The organism is Streptococcus infantis, assembly GCF_964243025.1.
Lineage (GTDB): Bacteria > Bacillota > Bacilli > Lactobacillales > Streptococcaceae > Streptococcus > Streptococcus infantis_N.
Window position 1 is genome coordinate 195,549 of record NZ_CAXTDJ010000002.1, and the last position, 25,828, is coordinate 221,376.

At 37.7% G+C, this 25,828-nt stretch carries 25 protein-coding genes; 9 read left to right on the forward strand and 16 right to left on the reverse strand.

All coding sequences use genetic code 11. The features are described 5' to 3' along the window. Positions 1-12 precede the first annotated feature (12 nt). From trmB to ACESNQ_RS03305, 4 genes are read right to left on the reverse strand one after another with little or no spacing between them, the layout of a single operon-like run. Positions 13-648: a tRNA (guanosine(46)-N7)-methyltransferase TrmB gene (gene trmB, locus ACESNQ_RS03290; protein ID WP_373074984.1), complete on the reverse strand. Its 636-nt coding sequence runs from the start codon at positions 646-648 to the stop codon at positions 13-15. After that, positions 645-1,439 carry a cell cycle regulator CcrZ gene (ccrZ, locus tag ACESNQ_RS03295; RefSeq protein ID WP_024053516.1) on the reverse strand — a complete coding sequence of 265 codons (795 nt, stop codon included), beginning with the start codon at positions 1,437-1,439 and terminating at the stop codon, positions 645-647. Before ccrZ ends, trmB begins: the two co-directional genes overlap by 4 nt. 47 nt (positions 1,440-1,486) lie before the next feature. Next, a complete protein-coding gene (locus ACESNQ_RS03300; protein ID WP_373074986.1) occupies positions 1,487-2,536 on the reverse strand; it encodes an ABC transporter permease in 1,050 nt (349 codons plus the stop codon). Beyond that, on the reverse strand, positions 2,533-3,264 hold the full coding sequence (locus tag ACESNQ_RS03305) for an ABC transporter ATP-binding protein (RefSeq protein ID WP_373074988.1): 732 nt from the start codon (positions 3,262-3,264) through the stop codon (positions 2,533-2,535). The genes ACESNQ_RS03300 and ACESNQ_RS03305 overlap by 4 nt, the downstream gene beginning before the upstream one ends. A gap of 67 nt (positions 3,265-3,331) precedes the next feature. Between ACESNQ_RS03305 and ACESNQ_RS03310 the strand changes: the two genes are divergently transcribed. From ACESNQ_RS03310 to ACESNQ_RS03320, 3 genes are all read left to right on the forward strand, one after another. Then, positions 3,332-3,742, forward strand: a complete 411-nt coding sequence (locus ACESNQ_RS03310) for an HIT family protein (protein WP_373074990.1) — start codon at positions 3,332-3,334, stop codon at positions 3,740-3,742. A 9-nt stretch (positions 3,743-3,751) separates the two neighbouring features. After that, the gene (locus ACESNQ_RS03315; RefSeq protein ID WP_235083773.1) at positions 3,752-4,039 is read left to right on the forward strand and encodes a hypothetical protein; all 288 of its coding nucleotides are present in this window, start codon (positions 3,752-3,754) and stop codon (positions 4,037-4,039) included. Positions 4,040-4,121: 82 nt separating this feature from the next. Next, on the forward strand, positions 4,122-4,775 hold the full coding sequence (locus ACESNQ_RS03320; protein ID WP_373074992.1) for a hypothetical protein: 654 nt from the start codon (positions 4,122-4,124) through the stop codon (positions 4,773-4,775). Positions 4,776-4,854: 79 nt separating this feature from the next. On the opposite strand, the gene dnaJ is transcribed toward ACESNQ_RS03320, so the two are convergent. The 5 genes from dnaJ to ACESNQ_RS03345 form a co-directional block, all read right to left on the reverse strand. Then, complete coding sequence (gene dnaJ / locus ACESNQ_RS03325; protein WP_373074994.1) at positions 4,855-5,991, reverse strand: molecular chaperone DnaJ; 1,137 nt, start codon at positions 5,989-5,991, stop codon at positions 4,855-4,857. 394 nt (positions 5,992-6,385) lie between these two features. Further along, positions 6,386-8,212, reverse strand: a complete 1,827-nt coding sequence (gene dnaK / locus ACESNQ_RS03330) for a molecular chaperone DnaK (RefSeq protein ID WP_373074996.1) — start codon at positions 8,210-8,212, stop codon at positions 6,386-6,388. A gap of 254 nt (positions 8,213-8,466) precedes the next feature. Then, a complete protein-coding gene (gene grpE, locus ACESNQ_RS03335; protein WP_373074998.1) occupies positions 8,467-8,982 on the reverse strand; it encodes a nucleotide exchange factor GrpE in 516 nt (171 codons plus the stop codon). Between the two features lie 26 nt (positions 8,983-9,008). Continuing rightward, positions 9,009-10,043: a heat-inducible transcriptional repressor HrcA gene (gene hrcA, locus ACESNQ_RS03340; protein ID WP_373075000.1), complete on the reverse strand. Its 1,035-nt coding sequence runs from the start codon at positions 10,041-10,043 to the stop codon at positions 9,009-9,011. Positions 10,044-10,208: 165 nt separating this feature from the next. Further along, on the reverse strand, positions 10,209-10,703 hold the full coding sequence (locus ACESNQ_RS03345; protein WP_373075002.1) for a DUF2812 domain-containing protein: 495 nt from the start codon (positions 10,701-10,703) through the stop codon (positions 10,209-10,211). A 606-nt stretch (positions 10,704-11,309) separates the two neighbouring features. Here ACESNQ_RS03345 and hsdR point away from each other — a divergent pair. From hsdR to ACESNQ_RS03370, 5 genes are all read left to right on the forward strand, one after another. Next, positions 11,310-13,643, forward strand: coding sequence for an EcoAI/FtnUII family type I restriction enzme subunit R (gene hsdR / locus ACESNQ_RS03350; protein WP_373075004.1), 2,334 nt, complete (start codon positions 11,310-11,312; stop codon positions 13,641-13,643). A gap of 12 nt (positions 13,644-13,655) precedes the next feature. Next, a complete protein-coding gene (locus tag ACESNQ_RS03355) occupies positions 13,656-15,119 on the forward strand; it encodes a class I SAM-dependent DNA methyltransferase (RefSeq protein ID WP_000029046.1) in 1,464 nt (487 codons plus the stop codon). Between the two features lie 269 nt (positions 15,120-15,388). Continuing rightward, a complete protein-coding gene (locus ACESNQ_RS03360; RefSeq protein WP_444465316.1) occupies positions 15,389-16,651 on the forward strand; it encodes a restriction endonuclease subunit S in 1,263 nt (420 codons plus the stop codon). A gap of 56 nt (positions 16,652-16,707) precedes the next feature. After that, positions 16,708-17,505: a tyrosine-type DNA invertase PsrA gene (gene psrA / locus ACESNQ_RS03365; RefSeq protein ID WP_000651177.1), complete on the forward strand. Its 798-nt coding sequence runs from the start codon at positions 16,708-16,710 to the stop codon at positions 17,503-17,505. A 70-nt stretch (positions 17,506-17,575) separates the two neighbouring features. Next, the gene (locus ACESNQ_RS03370; RefSeq protein ID WP_373075015.1) at positions 17,576-18,121 is read left to right on the forward strand and encodes a restriction endonuclease subunit S; all 546 of its coding nucleotides are present in this window, start codon (positions 17,576-17,578) and stop codon (positions 18,119-18,121) included. On the opposite strand, the gene ACESNQ_RS03375 is transcribed toward ACESNQ_RS03370, so the two are convergent. Together ACESNQ_RS03375 and ACESNQ_RS03380 are read right to left on the reverse strand one after the other, a co-directional pair. Continuing rightward, positions 18,069-19,340, reverse strand: a complete 1,272-nt coding sequence (locus ACESNQ_RS03375; RefSeq protein ID WP_444465315.1) for a restriction endonuclease subunit S — start codon at positions 19,338-19,340, stop codon at positions 18,069-18,071. The two genes, ACESNQ_RS03370 and ACESNQ_RS03375, sit on opposite strands and share 53 nt — an antisense overlap. A 452-nt stretch (positions 19,341-19,792) precedes the next feature. Then, positions 19,793-19,942, reverse strand: a complete 150-nt coding sequence (locus ACESNQ_RS03380; RefSeq protein WP_080555153.1) for a cell envelope — start codon at positions 19,940-19,942, stop codon at positions 19,793-19,795. Between ACESNQ_RS03380 and ACESNQ_RS03385 the strand changes: the two genes are divergently transcribed. After that, positions 19,889-20,041: a glutamine synthetase gene (locus ACESNQ_RS03385; protein ID WP_254724614.1), complete on the forward strand. Its 153-nt coding sequence runs from the start codon at positions 19,889-19,891 to the stop codon at positions 20,039-20,041. The genes ACESNQ_RS03380 and ACESNQ_RS03385 overlap by 54 nt on opposite strands. A 73-nt stretch (positions 20,042-20,114) precedes the next feature. On the opposite strand, the gene glnA is transcribed toward ACESNQ_RS03385, so the two are convergent. The 5 genes from glnA to pbp2x all read right to left on the reverse strand — a co-directional run bounded on the left by glnA (position 20,115) and on the right by pbp2x (position 25,827). After that, positions 20,115-21,461, reverse strand: coding sequence for a type I glutamate--ammonia ligase (glnA, locus tag ACESNQ_RS03390; RefSeq protein WP_373075016.1), 1,347 nt, complete (start codon positions 21,459-21,461; stop codon positions 20,115-20,117). A 35-nt stretch (positions 21,462-21,496) separates the two neighbouring features. Next, positions 21,497-21,853, reverse strand: coding sequence for a transcriptional repressor GlnR (gene glnR / locus ACESNQ_RS03395; protein ID WP_000659542.1), 357 nt, complete (start codon positions 21,851-21,853; stop codon positions 21,497-21,499). A gap of 82 nt (positions 21,854-21,935) precedes the next feature. Then, positions 21,936-22,457: an FUSC family protein gene (locus tag ACESNQ_RS03400; RefSeq protein WP_373075174.1), complete on the reverse strand. Its 522-nt coding sequence runs from the start codon at positions 22,455-22,457 to the stop codon at positions 21,936-21,938. Positions 22,458-22,589: 132 nt separating this feature from the next. Continuing rightward, positions 22,590-23,570, reverse strand: coding sequence for a phospho-N-acetylmuramoyl-pentapeptide-transferase (mraY, locus tag ACESNQ_RS03405; RefSeq protein ID WP_373075018.1), 981 nt, complete (start codon positions 23,568-23,570; stop codon positions 22,590-22,592). A gap of 1 nt (position 23,571) precedes the next feature. Further along, the gene (gene pbp2x / locus ACESNQ_RS03410) at positions 23,572-25,827 is read right to left on the reverse strand and encodes a penicillin-binding protein PBP2X (protein WP_373075020.1); all 2,256 of its coding nucleotides are present in this window, start codon (positions 25,825-25,827) and stop codon (positions 23,572-23,574) included. Position 25,828: the final 1 nt, after the last annotated feature.

The following is a 25,828-nucleotide window of genomic DNA, read 5'->3' on the forward strand; positions in this document are numbered from 1 at the left end:
TCAAGCTTTTTCTTAAAATTTTGCTTCAAGTCGGTAGATAACTTGCCCCTTACTTGAGAACTTTTGCTCATACTCAGTCATGACATTTCCTTCAAAATCACTAGCATGCAAATCTAGCCAAACGCCATTGAGTTTCATGCCATATTGTGAAAAACTCACTAAGCTATATTCAAACAAGCCACGATTATCTGTCTTGAAATGAATTTCACCGTGTTCAGGTAAGATTCGTTTGAAAGTATCCAAGAAGCTCTTATAAGTCAAACGACGCTTCTCATGGCGTTTTTTAGGCCATGGATCCGAGAAATTCAAATACAAGCGGTCAATTTCACCATCTTCAAAATAATTGGTCAATTCTGAACCATCAACCCATAGAAGTTTGATATTTGGAACTCCAACTTCTAGCACCTTGTCCAAAGCATAGCTTAATACAGATTTCTGAATATCAATCCCGATATAGTTGATATCCGGATTTTGTTTGGCCATTCCTGTTACAAAAGCACCTTTGCCACTACCCACCTCTACATGGATTGGATTGTCATTGCCAAACAAATCTCGCCACTTACCTTTAGCCTCTGTGGGATTTAAAACAACGTACTGCGGATTAGCCTCTAGCAGTTCTGTTGCACCTTTACGATTTCTAACTCTCATTTTTTCTTTCCATACTTATCTCGGAAGCTACGCAAAGCATAGATTTCCCGATTTACATTATCCAAATCTTGATTTTCATAGTATTTAGTAATGAGGCTCAAAAATGACAGTTGAGCGTACCAATATAACTTATTCAAGACAGTTTGATTATACTTATAGCCATAATTAGCTAACCATTCTTGCCACTGATACTCTGGAATATAGTGACAGAGCAGATAGGCCACATCAAACATACGGTCAGTCAAGCGAACGGAATCCCAATCTACTAAATAAATCAAGCCACTCTCTGTCTCAAACCAGTTGCTATGACGGACATCCCCATGGACTATGGTTGCATAGTCTTCCCTAAAACCAGGAAGATTCTCACGCAAATCACCTAAAACCATACGTAGATACTGGTTGTTTTTTAAAGCATCCGGAGCCTTGTTTACCCATGACTGAAGTAAATCCGAAGGTGTTTCCATTGCATATCCCAATCGTGTCAACTGGGTCATTAAGGGACGTGAACAGTGTAAACGTGTCAAAATATCGATAATTTGTTTACGGTTCATATCGCTTGGCGTCAAAATTTTTCCTGTCAACCATTCCTGAGCGGACATATCACGGCCGTCTGGTAAACGACGACTCCAGAGCAATTGTGGTGCAATTTGCTCTCTAGCTAAACCAGGCAGGATTGGAGAAGTATTCATTTTTATAAAAACACGTTTTCCATCAGGATAACTTCCCATATAAGCTTTTCCGCTCTTCCCAGATATCGGGGTTAGCGTTAGCTCAATATCACCCAAGTCCATTTCTTTCCTCCGAATAAAGTTTCCTTATTATTCTACTAATTTTTATGCTATTCGTCAACCAATCTTCTCAGTTGATACGGCAAATAAAGAAATTGCAAGACAAGACTTGCTCCCACAAGTGCTAGAACAAGAATTTTGTCCTTAAAAACAAGCAATCCTATGAGACTTTCCAAGATTAATACAAAAAACCCAATCGCTCTCAAAATTTCCTTCAAGCCTTTCTCTTTTTGCCCCGTACCTACTGGGAATAATTGCGTCAAATATTGATAGTCAAAGGCATGATAGAGGGCTAGAAGCTGGAATAACAAAAGATAATTGAATAAAATTACAATTGCGACTGCAATCCAAGATTGCTCAATGAAGATGAGAGCGGTCAAAGATAGGATTATGAGTCGCAGACTAAGGGCGAATAAATCTCCATTTCTAAGATAGGAGCGGAGATAAAGATTCTGCCAGATTTTTCCTGGCACTTTCTGAACTCCCTTGAGGATAAAGTCCAGATAAGCTCGACGCTTAACACTATTTGAAATTCCCTTGACCTGGGTAAAGAGAGCAAAAAATCGAAGCAAGAACTGCTTACGTTTGCTTTCCTGGGCAATGACATAATCCCAGTCAAGTCCATTTCCAAGGAAAAAGTTGCTAGACTTTTGGCGAAAAATCACATATTTTACTATCCCCAAGACAAGGAGATAGACTCCAAAAATCGGCAACCCAAGACCCATGGCTAAGAATAAAGGCGCAAACAGGAGCAAAAAGAGAGTCTGTACACTGACCCAAAAGATGAAAGAAATCAGACTTTGCTTCTGGATGTGTTCTCTCACTTCTTCTTCAGCAACTAAAAGAAATAGTTTGTCAGGCGCTTCAAGATAGGTCGCAATACCACCCCAAAGCAAAAGTAAAATAGATATCATCCCAATCAAAATTAGGATTGGGAAATGATTCTCAGGAAAGTGTTGGAGCAACTGGTTGTACTGGTAGGCCAAAAATCCTAACAACACCAACAAAAATAAGACAAAATGATCATTGAGCACATAACGGAGATAGCCCAAGCATTCCTTGCGAAATTCCTGCTTTCGTTTTAAAAACAAGTCCTTCATAGCTCCTCCTCTTTGGTCAGAGCCAAATAGATATCATTGAGGCTTGCTTCTGGCATATCAAAGGCTTCTCGGAGTTGTTGGAGATTTCCTTTGGCTCTTACTTGACCTTTGTGAAGAATGACAAAAGAGTCACACATCTTTTCAGCAGAATCAAGAACGTGGGTACTCATAAGGATAGACTTTCCTTTTTTCTTTTCCGCTTCTAGAAGTTGAATCAAATCTGAAATCGCCAAAGGATCAAGACCAAGGAAAGGTTCGTCTACGATAAAGAGACTAGGATCCACGACAAAGGCACAGATAATCATAACCTTTTGCTTCATCCCTTTGGAAAAATGAACCGGGAACCAATCCAATTTTTGATCCAAACGGAACATTTTTAAAAGCGGCTCTACACGTTCAAAAGCTAGATTTTGCTCGATACCATAGGCCATAGCAACTGTCTCAATATGCTCTCTGAGAGTCAATTCCTCGTACAAACTAGGAGTTTCAGGAATATAACCAATCTGCTGACGATATTCTCGAGAATTGGCACCTAAAGTTAGTCCGTCGATGTTTATTTCTCCACTATAAGGTGTCAAAAGTCCAATAATTTCATTGATGGTCGTTGATTTTCCTGCACCATTGAGCCCAATCAAACCGACCAACTGTCCACTCTCGACTGTAAAGGACACATCTTTCAAGACAGGGACATGAACATAGCCACCTGTCAGGTTTTTAATTTCTAACATATTTTCTCCAAATCTGGTATAATGTAGCTATATTATATCAAAATTCAATACACTAGAGGTGGTTTTTATGTCAGATTGTATTTTTTGTAAAATTATCGCAGGGGAGATTCCCGCATCAAAGGTTTACGAAGATGATCAAGTTCTTGCCTTCCTTGATATCTCACAAGTAACACCTGGTCATACCTTGGTCGTACCTAAAGAACACTATCGCAACCTTTTAGAAATGGATGCGACGAGCGCTAGCCAACTCTTTGCAAAGATTCCAGTCATTGCTCAAAAAGTCATGAAGGCTACTCAAGCTGAAGGCATGAATATCATCGCCAACTGCGAAGAAGTCGCTGGACAAACCGTTTTTCATACCCATGTCCACCTCGTTCCTCGTTATAGTGCAGATGATGACCTAAAAATTGACTTTGTCACCCATGAACCTGACTTTGACAAACTTGCCCAAGTCGCTGAAACGATCAAAAACGCTTAAGGAGTTCCTATGAAACTATCAAATTTACTACTTTTTGCTGGATCAGCAGTCGGATCTTACCTCCTCGTTAAAAATCGCGAAGTTATCACCGAAGAAGTTTTAGATACAACTGATCGCGTTGAAGCAATCAAAGGTGATTTAGATGTTATCCAAAATAGCTTACAAATTATCGATCAACAAAAAGAAGTCATCAAGGAATACCAAGAAGACCTCACTTACAAATTTAAAGTCTTAGAAAAAGACATCCAAGCAAGACTTGCTGTGATAAAAGAACTACGAGAAACTGAAGAAAACTAAAAAGAAAGCATCCAACTTTCCTTATATCCCCTTAAATTCATCTTGGATTACCAATTCCTAACAGAAAAGGGAGGGAATAAAATTGAAACAATTTTTAAAAGTTCTGATGCGAGTAATCCTAATTATTTCTGGTGGCCTCTGTCTTCTTGTCGCCCTAGTATTTCTAATACTGTCCAATCTTTTCAAGGCCTCACCAAGTGACATCCGAGAAGGAAATGAAGCCTTAAAACAAATCTTTATCTCCCTTGACATGCCTCCTGAGAAAGTAGAATCAAATGGAAGTTATCAATATGAGGGAGGAGGCTTAGATTTTTATGTGACTTTCTCAGACGAGGTTATCAATAGCCACCCCGTCCTTAAAGAAAGTCCAAACCTCACTAAAAACCGACTCAAAGTCTATGTTCTACAGACAGGAGATATTTCTTACTATAAAGTAGGGGATAACTTGTTCAATCATGGTTTATCCCAATTTTTAGAGAAGGAAAGTAGGAATTATTTACAAGAAATCGGAAAGAAACCAAATCCTAATTACTCAATTCTATATTGGAAGGATCAGGAGAGCCTAAAAAAGGGTGTCGCATTCTATGAAAAAGCTTTGACCTTGGTAGATATTCAGGATAATTCGGCGATTAAGCATATTGATACTGTCACCGTGAAACCTAGTAAAGAAGCGGAACTCAAGCAACTCATCCAGGAAATGGATGAAGCTGGCTTGCTCACTCAAAAGTATAAATAGTAGACTAACTGGAAAATGATTTTCTGAAGCTAAATTTTTCAAGACAACACAAAAAGAGCCTTATGGCTCTTTTTGTGTTTTATTCTCCTTCAAAGGCATCCTTAATATGGTCAAAGAAGCCTTTTTTCTTTGGATTAACTTTCAAATCACCTGCAGCTGCGAATTCTTTCAAGGCTGCTTTTTGACGTTCGTTCAAGCCTGTTGGAGTCACGACATTAACAGTCACGTATTGGTCCCCGACAGCACCGCCACGAAGACTCGGTGCACCCTTACCACGCAAACGGAATCTTTTACCGGTTTGAGTCCCTTCTGGAATCACCAATTCAACATCACCGTGAACAGTTGGGATATCGACAGTATCACCGAGAGTTGCTTGGACGATATTGATGTTTAACTTGTAGAAAATAGTTGTTCCTTCACGCTCAAATTTATCGCTCGGTTCTACAGAAACCACCACATACAAGTCTCCATAAGGACCACCGTTAAAGCCTGCCTCCCCTTGACCCGCTAAACGGATTTGTTGACCTGTTTCGACACCTGCTGGAATTTTTACATGGACACTGTGGGCTTGTTTTTCATGACCTGTTCCATGACAAGTTGTACATGGATCTTTGATTTCTTTCCCGCGACCATGACAGACATCACAGGTTACTTGACGGCGCATCATACCAAGTGGTGTTTGGGTATCGACATTGATAACACCAGAACCGTGACAGCGTCCACAAGTAACTGGACTTGTACCCGGCTTAGCACCTGATCCGTTACAAGTACGACAGCTTGATTCACGATTGTATTTGACTTCTTTTTCAGTACCAAAGATGGCTTCTTCAAAAGTCAAATTGACGCGATACTGGAGGTCATCACCTTGACGAGGAGCGTTTGGATTGCGAGAAGAACCGCCTCCGCCGAAAAAACTTGAGAAGATATCTTCAAAACCGCCAAAACCACCTGCACCATCGAAGCCACCGAAACCGCCTGCACCACCAAAACCACCATTGGCACCAGCAGCACCGAATTGGTCATAGGCAGCACGTTTCTGTTCATCACTTAAGGTCTCATAAGCTTCTTGAACTTCCTTGTACTTTTCCTCAGCACCAGGTTCTTTGTTGATATCTGGGTGATATTTTTTAGATAATTTCCGATAGGCTTTCTTGATCTCATCTTGAGATGCATTCTTTGAAACGCCCAAACGGTCATAAAATTCAGTATTGTTCATTTAAGATACCAAGACCGTAAAATTCGACTGAAAAATAGGAAATCTAACGCAGGAGCGATGCTCCTAGACAGATTTATATTTTTTCCGAGAATTTAGGTCGGGTTCAGTTCCTTTCTTTTATATTGAATTAGAAACTTTGGAACCCGTGTTCAGTTGCGAACACCTTTGTTCCTTTCTTTCTAGTATTGCGAAACGAACTAAAATATTAGTATCGTCCCATTTTACCGAAAAACAGAGGCTGGGTTGCAACCTCTGGATTTCTTCCTATCTTTACGACGTTCAAAAAACAAAGTCGATTATACTTTGTTTTTGAACTAGCAAGGCGTTTAGGCAAGTCGCCATAGCGATTGCCGTAGAATGACAATCACTTTAGTGATCAGTCATTCTTAACGAGTTACTTTTCAGTAAACTCTCCGTCTACGACGTCATCGCCGCCTGCGTTTCCTGTTGCTTGGGCACCTTCTGCTCCTGCTTGAGCTTGTTGTGCTGCTGCGGCTTGTTCGTAGAGTTTAACCGCAAGTCCTTGAGCTTTTTCGTTCAATGCTTCAAGTTTTGCTTTCATTTCATCCAAGTTGTTGTCTTCTTGAGCTTTCTTAAGATCATCAAGGGCAGCTTGTGCAGCATCACGTTCTGCATCGAAGCCTTTGCCTTCAGTTTCTTTGATTGTCTTTTCAGTCGCAAAGATAGCTTGGTCTACTTCGTTACGAAGGTCTACTTCTTCTTTACGTTTCTTATCTGCTTCAGCGTTTGCTTCTGCATCTTTCATCATGCGATCGATTTCTTCGTCTGTCAAACCTGAGTTTGATTGGATAACAATTGTTTGTTCTTTTTGAGTTCCAAGATCTTTGGCCTTAACAGATACGATACCGTTCTTGTCGATGTCGAATGTTACTTCGATTTGTGGGATACCACGAGGTGCAGCTGGGATATCTGTCAATTGGAAGCGTCCTAGAGTCTTGTTATCTGCTGCCATTGGGCGCTCACCTTGAAGAACATGGATATCAACAGCTGGTTGGTTGTCTGCTGCAGTTGAGAAGACTTGTGATTTAGATGTTGGAATAGTAGTGTTGCGATCGATAAGTTTTGTAAAGACTCCACCCATTGTTTCAATACCAAGTGACAATGGTGTTACGTCAAGAAGGACAACGTCTTTCACATCACCAGTGATCACACCACCTTGGATCGCAGCACCCATAGCAACAACTTCATCAGGGTTTACTGATTTGTTTGGTTCTTTACCAGTTTCAGCTTTAACAGCTTCAACTACGGCAGGGATACGAGTTGAACCACCAACAAGGATGACTTCGTCAATATCTGACAAGCTCAAACCTGCATCTGAAAGGGCTTGACGAACTGGAACTTTTGTACGTTCTACGAGATCACGAGTCAAATCATCGAATTTAGCACGAGTCAAGGTCATTTCCAAGTGAAGAGGTCCAGCCTCACCAGCAGTGATAAATGGCAAGCTGATTTGAGTTGAAGTCACACCAGAAAGGTCTTTCTTCGCTTTTTCTGCTGCATCTTTCAAACGTTGAAGAGCCATCTTGTCTGTTGACAAGTCAATGCCGTTTTCTTTCTTGAATTCTGCTACCAAGTGGTCGATGATTTTTTGGTCAAAGTCGTCACCACCGAGTTTGTTATCCCCTGCAGTTGCCAATACATCGAAGACACCATCACCTAATTCAAGGATAGATACGTCAAATGTACCACCACCAAGGTCGAATACTAAGATTTTTTCTTCTTTGTCAGTCTTATCCAAACCGTAAGCAAGGGCTGCTGCAGTTGGTTCGTTGACGATACGTTCTACTTCAAGACCAGCAATTTTACCAGCGTCTTTTGTTGCTTGACGTTGAGCATCGTTGAAGTAAGCTGGAACTGTGATAACTGCTTTAGTTACTTTTTCACCAAGGTATTCTTCAGCGTAACCTTTCAAGTATTGAAGAATCATAGCTGAGATTTCTTGTGGAGTGTATTCTTTACCGTTAGCAGAAACTTTTTCAGAAGTACCCATCTTAGATTTGATAGAGATAACTGTATCTGGATTTGTTACTGCTTGACGTTTTGCAGCGTCACCAACGATGATTTCACCGTTTTTGAATGACACTACAGATGGAGTTGTACGATTTCCTTCTGGGTTTGCGATAATTTTGCTTTCAGTTCCTTCAAGAACTGCAACTGCTGAGTTTGTTGTACCTAAGTCAATACCGATAATTTTAGACATGTGTTTTTCTCCTTAAATTTTATATTCTTTTTTCTTTTTGATACTCTTCTTAAGTGGCGACGCCGTCAGAGCTTGACTTCGTCAATCTCTTTGACTAAACTTTGAGCCTCAGGTCTCAAAGTTTGCGAAAATACCGCCACGGCGAAGAGTATCGCCTTTGGTTCGCTACGCTCACTATTGGTAAAGCCGAACCGTTTCTTATCTTTCTTTCATAGTTTAGTGTCGTTTCGGACAAGGTTTTTAAGTTCTCTAGCCTAGTTATACACGACTACCATAGCCGGTCTTAAGATACGGTCATGGAGTTTGTAGCCTTTTTGGAAGACTTGTGCGATGGTGTCTGCTGGATGTTCGTCATCAGCAGGCAAGGTTTGGATGGCCATGTGGTAGTTATGGTCAAATTCCCCGTCCGCTGCGATTTCCTCGATTCCTTCTTCTTTCAGAGCATGTACCAAACTTTCTTGGACCATTTCCAAACCCTTCTTCACATCATCTGTCAAGCCTTCAACAGCAAGGGCACGTTCGAGGTTGTCCAATGATGGCAAGATTGCTTTCGCCAAATCTTGACTGCGATAGCGTTGCAAGAGTTGGCGTTCTTCGTTGGCACGTCGCTGAATGTTTTGCATTTCTGCATGAGCACGAAGGTATTTGTTTTCAAACTCTTCGGCACGTTCATTTGCCAAGTCCAATTCAGACTTCTCAGGAGTTGTTTCTTCTACTGATTCAACAACTTCCTCTTCTTTTACTTCTTCATTTTTTATATCTTGGGCCATTTTCGCCTCCTTTAATGATTTCAATCTCAATTCACTTCATAGTGATTACTGCTGAGATAGCGGTAAAAATCCGTCAACTTCATGGTTAGAACTCGATTGACAACATTGAGTTGATTGACCAATTGTTGATAATCCAGATTTACCGGACCTATAATCGCAAGAATTCCAAATCCACGATAGGGAATCAGGAACTTACTGCTAATCACTGCTAAGTCAGCAAGACAAGATTCTTGGCTATCCGCAACTCGGACACTTTGCATCTGGTCGCCAATCAGATTCTCTCGAATTTCCAAAGCTACTTTTTGTGGCTGATCAAAAAATTGATAGGCCGCTAAATTAGCAAAATTCAAAAGATTGACTTTCCCAGAAACCACGATATTTTCATTGAACATTTCTTTGAAGATATGTTCGACGAGATCCATAACGTTGTCCGTCGTTGTAAAGTAACGTTGGATAATCTGCGGGATCTCTGTCCGAATCTTGTAGTGAATATCCAGAACTGTTTGCCCTAAGAAACGTTCCTGAATCATGGTCTTAAGTCTGTTTAAATCTTCCTGTAAAAAATTTCTTGGAATTAAAAACTGACTTGTAACTGTTCGTGACTCATCTAGGGTAAATACAGCTAAAGCGGTATGTTGTCCGAGAACAACCATATCAAAAGCCGTTAGCTTCTGCCTACTTGGCTCTACATCCAGTGCTACAACTGTACAGCCACTCAAGTCTGACAAGATTTTCGTTGCCTCTTGAAGGATATCCTCAAGTTTGAAGAACTCTTGATCAAAGGCCTTGACTATCTCATATACTTGATTTTCTGCTAAGCGATCAAAGGCTAGCGAGTGTTTGACGTAGTACTGAAAACCAGCTACGCTCGGCATCCGACCACTAGAGGTATGGGCTTTTTCAAGCAAACCTTGCTTTTCTAGAGCTGCCATATCATTTCGAATGGTAGCACTACTAGAGTTGATAGACTCTTGCAAGGCCTTAGATCCAACAGGTTCGTGCGTTTTGGTAAAGATGTCAACAATCAGATTTAAAATATTCTGCTGACGTTCTGTAACCATCTTGTCACTCCTCTCTGTCAGATTTTTTAGCACTCTGTGCATCCGAGTGCTAACTTATAATTCTATTATACACCCTTAAAAGAGAATGTCAAGACAAAAACTAAAAAAATTAGCACTCTTTTATCAAGAGTGCTAAAAATCGGTCTAAAGACCTAGAAACTATTGTCAATCAAGCAGATATTTTCGTTTAAGTCTGTAAAAACTATAGATTAGATAAGTAATCATGAGAGCATATAGGGCAAAAATAATGAAGAAAGACTGAGAGAGACTTTCGCGAAACAGGCTCATACAAACAACTAGACCGCCAGAGATAGAAACTGTAGCTGTTTTCACACCATCCCATCTAAGACGATTATCCATGAAAAATCGATCATTTAAATCTACATCACAAGTTGCTTTTCGAAAAACAGAATAAGAACAATTTTCCACAAATTCCCATCCTCTATCCTTAATACTTTGTAAATCCACCTCATTTTTTCTAAGGTAGCTAGTATTCCACACACGGTAAATCACATAATCTGGTCGGCATTGTTCAAAATAGAAAAAACCAAAACGATTCGATTTAAATTTCCAACCTTTCAAATGCATCTCATGCAAATAATCTTCTACCTTATCCAAATCAAAAATGGTAAACATTCGAAATTGTACTTTGCTATTCATTGTCTAACCTCCAAACTAGAAAACATGCTTGATTTTATTTATCAGATAATTCTTTCCACTTTTGAAACAATCTCCAAAAAATATAAGAAATCTGAATCGCAAAAACGATCAATAAAGTACAGTCTATGCTAACAATCAAAAACATTCCCCAACTGAAAGAACATCCTCCACTGAGTAACTTTGAAAAAACCGGCAGTAGCACTGAAACGAGAAGCAAAATAGGAAGCATCCGCATTATTAAAATGCGCTTGACATAAAATAATCTTTATTTAAACAAAAATATTATGGTGAAATTTACGCTAATTTTTGAACTGCTGATGTAGATATTTTATACTTTCAAAATGTTTAAATGTGATTATTTATTTTTGAAAAATAGCTCACCAGCTCGACTGAAAGTGCTTGTAGAATTATAATAAGTCGCCTGCCGAAAACAGCGAAAAATAGCGGTGTTATGCGGAGATAATCTGACGGGATGCTAAAGTATATTGTATACTTATTTTCAACAATTTAGCAGAGTATTTTTATAAGTATGATATAATAGAATTATAATTTGTTCTGATAGTTTATTTTATGGAGAAGTAGATTTTTAGAATGCGGAGGTTCAATATGGTTGAGTTTATAAAGTCTAAGAAAGAAATGAGTGAGGAGGATATTAAAGCAAATTTCATCACTCCTGCTATTGTATCCAAAGGATGGAAAAATGGTGAGCATATCGCTTACGAAGAGTACTTCACTGATGGTCGAATTGAGGTTAGAGGAGATAAGGCTCGTCGCAAAGAAGGAAAAAAATCAGACTATTCACTGTATTATCAATTTGGAACTCGAATTGCAATTGTTGAGGCAAAGGATAATAAACACAGCGTTCGAGCAGGATTACAACAAGCTATTGAATATGGAGAGATTTTAGATGTTCCCTTTGTTTATTCTTCGAATGGTGATGGCTTTATTGAACACGACCGTATCACGAGAGAAGAACGTGAGCTGGAGTTAGACGAATTCCCTACTCGTGAAGAATTATTTTCTCGTATGACGAAGGAAAAAGGATTGACGTACGAAATTACAGAAGCTATCTCAACTCCATACTATACAGACGCCTTCTCAATGAAAACGCCACGCTATTATCAGCAAATAGCTATCAACCGTACTATTGAAACAGTTGCCAGAGGGCAAAAACGAGTAATGTTTGTGATGGCAACAGGAACAGGAAAAACGTTCATGGCTTTTCAAATTATTCATCGCCTTCGAAAAGCTGGTTTGGCTAAACGAGTTTTATTCTTAGCGGATAGAAACATCTTAGTGGACCAAACGATGGCTGAAGACTTTAAGCCATTCGAAAAGGTAATGACGAAAATTACACCAAAGCTTTTGACTGCTCCTGAAAAATTAAATTCTTTTGAAATTTATCTAGGGCTTTATCAGCAACTAACTGGTGAAGATGGAACTGAAACACATTATCAAAAGTTTGACAAAGACTTCTTTGATTTAATCATAATTGATGAAGCGCACCGTGGTTCAGCTAAGGAAGACAGTAACTGGCGTAAGGTGATTGATTATTTCAGTTCTGCTACACAGATTGGGATGACCGCTACTCCTAAAGAAACCAAGAATGCTTCCAATACAGAATACTTTGGTGAGCCAATCTATACTTATAGTTTAAAACAGGGAATCGAGGATGGTTTTTTGGCTCCATATCGTGTTATGAGGGTTAATTTAGATGTGGATGTGGATGGTTATCGCCCAGAAACTGGAAAAGTTGATTCTAACGGACAATTAATAGAAGATAGGTACTACGGCAGGAAAGATTTTGACAAAACCATTGTCATTGATGATAGAACACAAAGAGTTGCCAAGTTTGTTTCTGATTATATGAAGCAAAACAATGCACGATTTGATAAAACAATTGTTTTTTGTGTTGATATTGACCATGCCGAACGAATGCGTGCTGCACTTGTAAAAGAGAATCTAGACTTAGTCCAAGAAGACTATCGTTATGTCATGCAAGTAACTGGTGACAACGCTGAAGGAAAAGCTCAACTGGATAACTTTATGGATGTCAATTCTAATTTTCCCGCTATTGTAACAACGTCTAAATTATTAACGACAGGAGTTAATGCCAAAACATGTCGTTTGATTGTTTTAGACTCTAATATCCAATCCATGACTGAATTTAAACAAATTATTGGTCGTGGCACACGTCTTTATCCTCAAAAGGGGAAAGAATTTTTTACGATTATTGATTTTCGAAATGTTACCAATTTGTTTGCTGACCCTGATTTTGATGGTGAACCAGTGAAGGTTCTGGAAACGGGCGCAAAAACAAACAATGGTACTACACCTGGTTTTGTAAACGAAGGTGGTGACCCAGTAGAAAAATATATCGTTACAGATAAGCAGGTTACCATTCTTAATTCTACTGTTCAAGTATTGGACGAAAACGGGAAACTGATTACCGAAAGCCTGACCGACTACACTCGGAAGAATATCTTAGGTAGCTACGCCACTTTGAACGATTTTATCACAGTTTGGCATACGGCGGATAAAAAGAAGCTTATCTTAGACGAACTTTATAAAAAAGGAGTTTATCTAGATGCTATTCGAGAGTCGGAGGGAATATCAGAACAAGAAATCGATGATTTTGATTTACTCCTAAAACTTGCCTATGGTCAAAAAGAATTAACCAAAACGGAACGTATCAATAAACTCAAACAAAGCGGATATTTATATAAATATAGTGAGGAAGCGCGTGCTGTTTTGGAAATTTTACTGGACAAATACATGGATAAAGGTATTGGAGAACTCGAAAGCATTGAAACATTAAAACTTCCAGAATTTCAGATATATGGTGGAACCTTCAAAATCATCAATACTTATTTTGGAGATAAAAAACGATATTTACAAGCAATTAAAGAATTGGAGAAAGAGCTATTTACAGTAGCTTAATGAAAGGAAAGTATGTCAATTACATCATTTGTAAAAAGAATTCAAGATATCACTCGAAACGATGCTGGTGTTAATGGTGATGCTCAACGTATTGAGCAAATGTCTTGGTTATTATTCTTAAAAATTTATGATAGCCGTGAAATGGTTTGGGAATTAGAAGAAGACGAGTATGAGTCAATTATCCCAGAGGAATTAAAATGGCGGAATTGGGCTCATGCTCAAAATGGGGAACGGGTATTGACAGGCGATGAATTACTTGATTTTGTCAATAACAAGTTATTCAAAGAGTTGAAAGAGCTTGAAATAACTTCAAATATGCCTATTCGAAAAACGATTGTTAAATCAGCTTTTGAAGATGCGAACAACTATATGAAAAATGGCGTCTTGTTACGCCAAGTCATCAATGTTATTGATGAAGTTGATTTCAATAGCCCTGAAGATCGTCATTCGTTTAATGATATTTACGAAAAAATTCTTAAAGATATTCAAAATGCTGGGAACTCAGGAGAATTTTATACGCCACGTGCAGCGACTGATTTTATCGCCGAAGTTCTTGACCCAAAACTTGGAGAATCAATGGCAGACCTTGCTTGCGGAACAGGAGGCTTCTTGACTTCGACTCTGAACCGTTTAAGTAGTCAACGTAAAACTAGTGAAGATACCAAAAAATATAATACAGCTGTTTTTGGTATTGAAAAGAAAGCATTTCCTCATCTTTTAGCAGTTACAAATCTGTTTCTTCACGAAATTGATGACCCTAAAATTGTTCATGGAAATACTTTGGAGAAAAATGTTCGTGAATATACGGATGATGAAAAATTTGACATTATTATGATGAATCCACCTTTTGGAGGGTCAGAATTAGAAACAATAAAAAATAACTTTCCAGCAGAATTACGGAGTTCTGAAACGGCTGATTTATTTATGGCTGTCATTATGTATCGTTTGAAAGAAAATGGTCGTGTTGGAGTTATTTTACCTGATGGTTTTCTATTTGGTGAAGGTGTAAAAACTCGCTTGAAACAAAAACTGGTAGATGAGTTCAACTTGCATACGATTATTAGGTTGCCTCATAGTGTCTTTGCACCGTATACAGGAATCCATACGAACATTCTTTTCTTTGATAAAACAAAGAAAACAGAAGAAACTTGGTTTTATCGTTTAGATATGCCAGATGGTTATAAAAATTTCTCGAAAACTAAGCCGATGAAGTCAGAACACTTCAATCCTGTTCGTGACTGGTGGGAAAATCGTGAAGAGATTCTGGAAGGTAAGTTCTACAAATCTAAATCATTTACACCTAGTGAATTGGCTGAGTTGAATTATAATTTAGATCAGTGTGGTTTTCCAAAAGAGGAAGAGGAAATCTTAAATCCCTTTGAGTTGATTCAGAATTATCAAGCGGAAAGAGCAACTTTAAATCATAAGATTGATAATGTATTAGCTGATATTTTGCAGTTGTTGGAGGACAAATAATGACACCAGAACAACTTAAAGCAAGCATTCTCCAAAGAGCGATGGAAGGGAAATTAGTGCCGCAAAATCCCAATGACGAACCTGCAAGTGAATTGTTAAAGAGAATTAAAGCTGAAAAAGAAAAACTTATCAGTGAAGGAAAAATCAAACGAGATAAAAAGGAAACCGAGATATTTCGTGGTGATGATGGGAAACATTATGAGAAGTTTGCTGATGGAAGCACTCAAGAAATTGATGTTCCTTATGATATTCCTGAGAATTGGAAGTGGGTGAGGATAAAATCAATTTATTGGAATTTTGGGCAAAATAAGCCAGAGAAATTCTTTAGGTATATAGATACGTCTAGTATTGATAGAAAAAAGAATATAATCAACTATAAAAATCTACAATATCTTTCACCTGAACAAGCGCCTTCCCGTGCTAGAAAATTAGTTTCGCAGAATAGTGTCTTATTTTCAACAGTTAGACCATATCTAAAAAATATTGCTGTAGTTAGAGAACTTAAAGAGTATTTGATAGCTAGTACAGCATTTATTGTTTTGGATACTTTACTTAACGAAACATATTTGAAATATTATTTATTATCAGATAATTTTATCAATCGTGTTAATAATAAATCTACTGGAACAAGTTATCCTGCAATCAATGATTATAATTTTAATCTATTGTTAATTGCTATCCCTCCGCTAGCCGAACAACAACGAATAGTAGAAGTAATCGAATCAGCTTTAGAAAAAGTAGATGAATATGCTGAAAGTTATAATAGACTAGAACAGCTAGATAAAGAATTTCCAGATAAACTAAAAAAATCTATTCTTCAATATGCTATGCAAGGAAAATTAGTTGAACAAGACCCAAATGATGAATCAGTCGAAGTTTTACTTGAAAAAATACGAGCAGAAAAACAAAAACTCTTTGAAGAAGGCAAGATTAAAAAGAAAGATTTGGAGATTTCAATTGTTTCCCAAGGAGATGATAACTCTTATTATGAGGAAGTTCCTTATGAAATACCAAAAAGTTGGGAGTGGGTGAGGTTTTCTACATTGGTTGAAATTGTTAGAGGTGGTTCTCCACGACCAATCAAAGATTATCTTACTTCCGAAGTAGATGGAATAAATTGGATAAAAATAGGTGATACTGAAAAGGGTGAAAAGTATATAAATAATGTTAAAGAAAAAATCAAAAAATCAGGGCTTAACAAAACTAGATTTGTAAAAAAAGGTACATTTTTGTTAACTAATTCTATGAGTTTTGGTAGACCTTATATTTTGAATGTTGATGGTGCAATACACGATGGATGGTTGGCTATTTCGAACTATGAAAACTCATTAAATAGAGATTACCTATTCTATATTCTTTCATCAAATGTAGTTTATTCTCAATTTTTATCTCTAATTAGTGGAGCTGTTGTGAAAAACTTGAATAGTGATAAAGTTGCTTCTATTCTTATCCCTCTCCCACCCCTTCCTGAACAATCCAGAATAGTTGATAAAATCGAAAAATCTTTCGCCATTATTGACGCACTAATTTAGTATAATAGTTTTACGTGCGGTGGAATTTCTATCAAACATAAGATAGGAGTTTTGCGTTGAAAGATTTTGAATTACATTTGAAGAAAGCTGGTTTAGCTGAAAATACTGTGCGATCATACCTTTATGGTGTTCGATTTTTCTTGGAGAATTACGAACTCAAAATGGAAGATTTATTTGAATACAAGGGATATTTATTAGACAATTTTAAACCTAAAACTGTCAATTTGCGACTACAAGGAGTAAATAAATATCTGGCCTTTATTGGTCATGATGATTTGAAATTAAAATTTGTTAAAGTACAGCAAAAACCGTTTTTAGAAGATGTCATTAGCCATGCTGATTACCTTTTTCTTAAACGTAGTTTGAAAAAAGATGGTATTTTAAAATGGCATTTTGTCGTTTGGTTTTTAGGTGCAACTGGGGCTCGTGTAAGTGAACTTATTAAACTAAAAGTAGAGCATGTAGAAATCGGTTATTTTGACATTTACTCAAAAGGTGGTAAAATTCGTAGACTGTACATTCCTAAAAAATTAAGAAATAGTTGTCTTAGTTGGTTAGAATCAGAAAATCGCCGAAGTGGATATTTATTTTTGAATAAATTTAACGAACCAATTACAGCAAGAGGAGTTGCTCAACAGTTAAAAAATTATGCTGATAAATACAAAATGAATCCTAAAGTAATTTACCCTCATTCTTTTAGGCATTTATTTGCTAAGAATTTTTTAGCGAAGTATAACGATATTGCCTTGCTCGCAGATTTGATGGGACACGAAAGTATAGAAACTACTCGAATTTATCTAAGGAAAACAGCTACTGAACAACAAAATATTGTAGATAAAATTGTTAATTGGTAAAAAATAACAGGTAGTCAAACTGACTACCTGTTATTTTTGTGATTATGGCTCTTATTATGGGAATATACCTATGAATTGGGTTGTTATAAAAATAAAAGATATTTTTTCAATAAATACAGGTCTTTCTTACAAGAAGGGCGATTTAAGCATTAATAATAAAGGTGTTAGAATTATACGTGGTGGTAATATTAAGCCTTTAGAATTTTCTCTTTTGGATAATGATTACTACATTGATACACAATTCATCTCCTCTGAGCAGGTTTATTTAAAACATAATCAGCTATTAACACCTGTATCAACCTCTTTAGAACATATTGGAAAGTTTGCAAGAATTGATAAAGACTATGATGGTGTTGTGGCTGGTGGATTTGTTTTCCAATTAACACCCTTCGAAAGTTCAGAGATTCTTTCAAAATTTCTATTATTTAACTTGTCCTCTCCGTTATTCTATAAACAATTGAAAGCAATAACTAAACTATCAGGTCAAGCTTTATATAATATTCCTAAAACTGCACTGAGCGAGCTATCAATTCCGTTAGCCCCTTTTGAGGAACAGGAACTTATTACTCAGAAAGTTGAGAAACTTTTTGAAAAAGTAAGTCAATTTCCTGGGTAATACGCATTTGTTCATTCCTAGGTAATACAGGAATCAATATGTTCCCCAAGTTATTTTTACTAACACCTCCAATTATTCCAGATTTATTTTCTTGGAAATCACTTAAAAATTGTGGACTTTGAAGAAAATAATAAAGAAATTTATTTTCTCCGTAGTAAAATGATAAATTACACAACTTATTACCAAAGCAGACATCTTGTTTCAACAATCCTATTTTGCGTCCAGCACTGCCACCTTCTAAGCACAGCAATACAGAATTGAAGTAGCTAATTTTGAATTTTGACAAATAGTTATCGGGAATTTTAATACCATTATCATAATTAATAGTGTTATCAAAATTGACATCCTTGGTTGCAATATAATTAATCCCATCTACTCCAGAAAAATATTTTTTCTTTTCAGTAGCGTTAATACTATTTCCAGTATAGAGATTGGAGACACTATCTAGAGTTGAAAGCATCCAGTTTCTCGGTAACTGCTCATAATAAGAGTTATCATCTCCTTGGGAAACAATTGAAATCTCCAAATCTTTCTTTTTAATCTTGCCTTCTTCAAAGAGTTTTTGTTTTTCTGCTCGTATTTTTTCAAGTAAAACTTCGACTGATTCATCATTTGGGTCTTGTTCAACTAATTTTCCTTGCATAGCATATTGAAGAATAGATTTTTTTAGTTTATCTGGAAATTCTTTATCTAACTTTTGTAGTTGATTGTAGCTTTCAGCGTAAATTTCAACCTTTTTCAAGGATCGTTCAATTTGAGCAACAATCCGTTTTTGTTCGGCGAGGGATGGAAGGGGGAGGAGAGTTTCCTTTAACATTTTTTGAGTAACTTGAAAAATTGTAGTTGTGTTTGCATCGTCAAGCTGACTTCTGAAATGACTTGATTGAAAAAAATAGTTCATAAAAGTAGAGGAAACGGATATAGGACGAATTACTGACATAAATGCACCAAAACTCGTTTTCGTCTTTAAATTTCCGACAATAGCTGTCTTTCCGACAAGCTGCTTACTACCACTTCTAACAGCCATTAAAATATCATTTTTGTTTAGCCACTCATTTTCCTTTATTATTGTTTTTTCAGATACAAAGGCTAAATCTAGTGTGCTAATTTTCCCGTTTTTAATATTATTAGCCTTATAGATAGGTATTCCTGTTTCTTGAACTTCACTCGGTTTAAAAGTCAGCCCAATATTTGTAGTACAAATATTACCAACCCTCACCCACTCCCAATTCTCAGGAATATCATAAGGAACATCAATTTCTTGAACACTTCCATCAGCGAACTTCTCATAATGTTTCTTATGTGCTTCAAATATATAAAAAGGCGTAAAAATACGCCTATAGATAATGGAGTTAAAATAGGTTTATTGCTGATGAGATTGTAGATAGTTTAATTTTTTACTTCCAAACGAATATTCAAAACCTCCACTTTTTCTGCCTATAGTTGTTCGTCCTAAAATTCAATATTTTCAGATTTTTTCGTTTGGCAACCTCGGCAGAAATATTCTTGTGGTCGTTCAAGATTCAAAAATCGACAAGCATAAACAAAACGATCGCCATCATCATTTATTAGGATAATATAGTAGATTGAAATAAGATGTGAACAAATCGATTAGGAAAGTTAAATTAATTTCTAGAAATGTTTTAGCAGGTACAGTGTACTATTCTAGTCTCAATTCACTATAGGTTCAAATATATCTTTCAAAAAAATATTTACAGATGTGTAATTTTGAAGCTTGCAAAAGTTAGTAAGCTTGTAGATTTCGATTTGAGGCAGTTTGTTTTCTTTCCCGATATTGTTTTCAAAATTGAATTTTTCTATAGTGACTCCTTGATTTTCTTCTACACGTTTGATGATAGATCTAATTTGCAAAAGAATCAAGAGGATTTTCGAAAAATAAATAGCGACCGAAATCGCTAATTTAGGGGTTATAAGTATTCGATTGCTTAGACTGCTGTATGACTGCTTACCCTCAGACAATCTTTCTTCTCTATTAGTATAGATCTAAGTAGTTATCAATTTCCCATTGTGAAACGAAGGTTGCATAGCTTGCCCACTCAATTCGTTTGGCTTCAAGGAAGCTAGTGTAGATGTGTTCACCTAGAGCTGCTTTAACGACTTCGTCTTCTGTCATGGCCTTCAAAGCGTTGTGAAGAGTTGATGGAAGGTCAGTAATGCCAGCTTCTTTACGCTCTTCTGCAGTCATAATATAGATATTTTCTTCGATTGGAGCTGGTGCTTCGATTTTGTTTTCAATACCGTGCAAACCAACTTCCAAAAGGACAGCCATAGCAATATATGGGTTTGCCATTGGGTCTACTGAGCGCAACTCCAAACGAGTTCCCATTCCACGAGTAGCAGGAACGCGCACCAACGGAGAACGGTTACGACCAGCCCAAGCGATGTAAACAGGCGCTTCATATCCTGGAACCAAACGTTTGTATGAGTTAACAGTTGGGTTCATGATCGCTGTGTAGTTGTAGGCGTGCTTGATCAAACCGCCAAGGAAGTGATAAGCTGTTTCTGACAACTGCATTCCTTTTGGATCATTTGGATCAAAGAAGGCATTGTTTCCTTCCGCATCGAACAAGGACATATTGCAGTGCATACCGGAACCAGCAATCCCAAATTTTGGCTTAGCCATAAAGGTTGCATACAAGCCATGTTTACGCGCAATTGTTTTTACAACAAGTTTAAAGATTTGAATCTTATCACAAGCACGAAGAACTTCATCGTATTTAAAGTCAATCTCATGTTGACCTACGGCAACTTCGTGGTGACTGGCCTCTACTTCAAATCCCATCTTGGTCAAGACATTCACAATCTCACGACGAGTGTTATCGGCAAGGTCTGTAGGCGCCAAATCAAAGTAACCACCCTTGTCATTCACCTCGAGAGTTGGGTCTCCATTTTCATCAAGCTTAAATAGGAAGAATTCTGGTTCTGGACCAAGGTTGAAAGATTTGAATCCTACTTTTTCCATGTGATGAAGAGCTCGTTTAAGGTTGCTTCGAGGATCTCCAGCAAATGGCTCTCCTTCTGTTGTATAGACATCACAGATCAATCCTGCTACACTACCGTTCTCATCTCCCCAAGGGAAGACAGTCCATGTGTCCAGGTCAGGGTACAAGTACATATCTGATTCATTGATACGAACAAACCCTTCGATAGAAGATCCATCAAACATAGCCTTGTTTGACAAGACCTTGTCTAGTTGTTCATCTGTAGCAGGAATTTCGACGTTTTTCATTGTTCCCAAAATATCTGAAAACATAAGACGGATAAAGGTTACATTTTTATCCTTAACTTCACGACGAATATCTGCAGCTGTGATTGGCATGGTTTTTCTCCTTATATATGACGACTAGCGGTTGCCTAACCGCGACCAAAAGGTGATTGTTGAGAAGCAAAGCGACTTTGTTGAAGAACCTCATTCCGAAGGGCCCGACGTACCTCAGTTTGACTGACTGGTTTTTTAGCTTTCGCCTCACGTTCAGCATATTTTTTCTTGATGGCAGCAATGTTCAGACCTTCAGAGATATAATCCTTAATCTCAAGCAACCGATCCATATCATTTAAAGAATACATCCGACGATTACCTTCGTTGCGATCAGGTTTTATCAACTCCTGATCTTCATAATAACGAATTTGACGCGCCGAAAGATCGGTCAGCTTCATAACACTACCAATGGGAAAAACTGCCATATTGCGACGAAATTCTTTTTCCTTCATGTGCACTTCCTCTTCTTTCTGTCTATTATAGTCTAAAAAAAATCAATCGTCAATTGTTAATGTTATATCTTGTGACATTATTTTATTTTTTCTGTATGAAACTCCGCAAACGATCAATATCATAATTTACTAGAATTGCTACAAAAACACCCATAAAAGTCTCAAAAACTCGAGCAAAAACGTACAAAATAGTCTCTCCACTCGGAATTGATAGGGTAATAATCAGCATGGCTGCAACTCCTCCGATGACTCCTGACTTATTGTTCATGGCGACATTTGTCATAATGGTTAACATGGTACAAATCGGAACAACAAGGAGAGTCACCCAAAAGGCTCCATGGAAAAAGTTGTTCAAGAGAAAGAAAATCAGCGCATAAAAACCACCGATACTATTCCCTAAAATACGCGATGTCCCAAAGTGGACACTCTTATCAAAGTCTTCTCTCAAACTAAAAACGGCTGTAAGAGCTCCAATCTGAAGTCCCTTCCATCCAAAAAAACCAAAAATCATGAGGACCAAAAAAACAGCGATTCCTGTTTTAAAGGTGCGCATCCCCAACTTGAACTTGCTTTTATCAAATTTATACTTTTTAAAATAACTCATCATTTCATCTTTCTTTTTTTCCATTTTATCATAATTTTACTTTTTTTGAGAAAAGGATTCGTCAAATGAAGAAAATAAGAACTAAAAAGAGAAGGGAATAAACCCTTCTCTTTTTCAATTCGATATTCTATTTTAGAATAAATACATGAAAGCCAAGGCCACGAGACTAGCAAGCAAGCCAACTCCCCAGAAGAAGAAATCGACCTTCCACTCACTCCAGGCTTGGCCTTTACCAGAAAAGCCACCCAACTCAAAATGGTGATGAACTGGTGTCATCCGGAAGATACGTTTTCCTCCAGTCAACTTAAAGTAGGCAACTTGCATCATGACAGATGTTGTTTCAAAAACATACACTATACCAATCAGGAGTAACGTCCATTCTTGGTGTAGCGCCATAGAAATAGCGGCCAACATTCCTCCAAGAGCAAGACTTCCAACATCTCCCATGAAAACTTTAGCAGGCTTATGGTTAAAGACAAAGAAACCAAGGAGACCACCAATCATGGCAAGAATCACTAGGAGGATATCCAACTGGTTTTGTACATAAGCAATGACTCCATAGGCAGACAGACTAATCACCACTGAGATACTTGCCAAGCCATCGATTCCGTCAGTCAAGTTAACAGCATTTGAAAAACCAACTAACCAGAAGAGGGCAAAGAAAATGTAAAGAACACCTAAGTGCAATGGATAACCAAATACATTTAAGACATCTCCTCCTCTTTCATAAAAGAAATAGAAGATAACCCCTCCTACTAACTGAAGCAAGAGTTTTTGTTTTGGATTAAGTCCTTCGTTGATTTTACGGAAAACCTTGAGGAAATCATCTAAGAAGCCAACCAAACCATACAAGACAAGGATAAAGAGGATCATTCCGACATTGTTGGTTAGTTGATTAGTCAAAAGTGCAAGAACTAAACTAACTAAAACACTTGTTATGAGAAAGACAATTCCTCCCATTGTTGGCGTCCCAGCTTTTGCCTGGTGTTGTTTAACATCCTCATGCGTCTGTTGACCAGTAATCTGTGCTTTACGATAAAAACGGATAAAAGCTGGAATTCCTACCACTGTAAGAACAAAAGTAAGGATTCCAGGAAAGATAGAAACTAGCATTCTAATCTCCTAAAGTTATTTTTATTTTCTGTATATTCTTTAAAGCTGTATTGGTACGAACACTTTGTTTTTTTACAGTTTCTCCTGTACCTTCAAATTCAACTTCAATATTCAGCCATTTTGCAAAAGTTTCGACATTTTTCTTGGACCATCCGTACAAATCAGGCATTTCTTCCACCTTATCAGAAAGGAGTAAAATCTGCTCATTTGCGTCTAGATTGGTTCCTTCCGCCGCTGAACTTTCTTTGATTTTCGTTCCTGAACCGATAACGATTGGTTGAACAAGGTTACGTCGTAGTTCTTCTGCCAAATCTCCAGGGCTATAGTCTTTTGTAGAAGGCATAGCATAGTTAGTCGTAGTTGTAACCTGATCTAGACTTTTAGCAGTTGATTGAAGATTGAGAGATTCTTTCATCGCAGAAGCACGCTCCAAGATAGGGTTAGCGAATTCACCCAACTGAATCCCAGAATAATGCTGAGGTTGTTGAACTGTTACATAGAGGATGAAATCGGGATTTTCTGCTGGATGCATAGAAACTACAGAGAAGATATAGTTTGTTTCTCCTTGGAGGTAACCTCCATTTTTCTCGTCTGCAATCTGAGCAGTTCCTGATTTCAAAGCTACATTATAGCCAGGAACATTGACTGTTCCCTTACCTGTATTGTGGTTGTACATCGTACCATAGGTAGGATCCGTACCAACCATAACCATGTGATCTCGAGTCAAGTTAGCTGCTTCTTTAGAAACCGGATTTCCCACGACTTCTTTTTGTGATTTACGAACCGTTTGATCATTGGGATCATAGAGAGCACTGATAAACTTAGGCTCCAACATAATCCCATCATTAGCTATTGCAGTAAAGGCACGAAGCATCTGCGTTTGCGTAACAGAAATACCTTGACCAAAGGAACTCATGGCAATATTAACGATATTATCTTCAGGCAATTGTCCAGCATATTCATCACTCATACCAAAACGAGTCGGCACTCCAAATTTGAAACGATTGAGGTAATCTAGCCAAGTAGTGTCCCCCATCTTTTGCTCAAGGAGAGTCATACCGATGTTACTAGAGTGAGCAAAACCTTGCGAGAAGGTCATCATTCCACCGCTTGTCAAACCTTCGTTGACGTCCCAGTCCTTGATAGTAGCATCAGCCACCTTCAATTCGCTACTGTTGAAGTATTCTCCTCCAGGGAAGGTATTATTGTCGATTGCCGAAGCTAAAGTTATCACCTTCATGGTTGAACCTGGTTCATAGTTACTTTGGTAAAGGATATCACGCCAGACAAAGTCCTCTGTAATCCCTTCTTTGGTATCAGCATCGAAGGTTGGTCTTTGAGTTGTAGCGAGAATCTCTCCCGTCTTGGCACTAACCAAGGTCGCAGTCATATATTTTCCCTTAACTTTTTCTTGGAAGGCATCCATTTGACTTTCCATGAAAGATTGTAACGGACTAGATAGGGTCGTGTAGACGTCTTTCCCGTTTACAGTCTGTCGGGTAACTTGTTCCGTACCTGGAACAATATTCCCTAAACGGTCTTTTTCATAGGTAATGATACCATCTGTTCCCGCTAACAAGCTATTCAAGGAACTCTCGACACCAGACGTCCCAATGAGACTCTTTGAACCATCTTCATTTTCATGCAACTGCGCTAGTCCGATGAAAGATGAAGCAAATTTCCCATTAGGATAGCTTCGATTTGGGCTAGTTGTAAAATCAACTCCCTCAACCTTAGCTGTTTCCAAATCCTTTTTAATGGACATCATATTGGCATAGGTAATACCATTTCCCTTTACACCGAAGGAAACTTGCTTAAGATTAGGTTGAGAAAGTTGTTCCTTGACGTAGGACTCATCCATATCTAGATATTTATGGAAGATTTCTGCAACTTTGCTATACTGAGACTCTTCTACATAGAGAATTTTCCCATTTGCAGATTTATATTCCTTATCGATAATCGCATAAATGTTGTAGGATGTTGCATCTTCTGCGATTGGTGTACCATTGCGGTCATAGATAGTTCCTCGTTTTGCAGGAACTGTTCGAGTTGTTTGGTGGACCCTGCTTGCTTCCTTAACTAGGTCAACACCAAATTTTGAGCCTGTACCAATAATTACTGCAAAGTTAACCAAAAAAACAGCAAAGAGACAGACGGCCAGAAGGCTCAAATTCTTTCCCACTAGTCTGCGGTTTTCTGCTGGAGATTTGCGATTTTTAATGGCAAAGCGTATGATTCTTTCTTTCCAGTTTTTCATT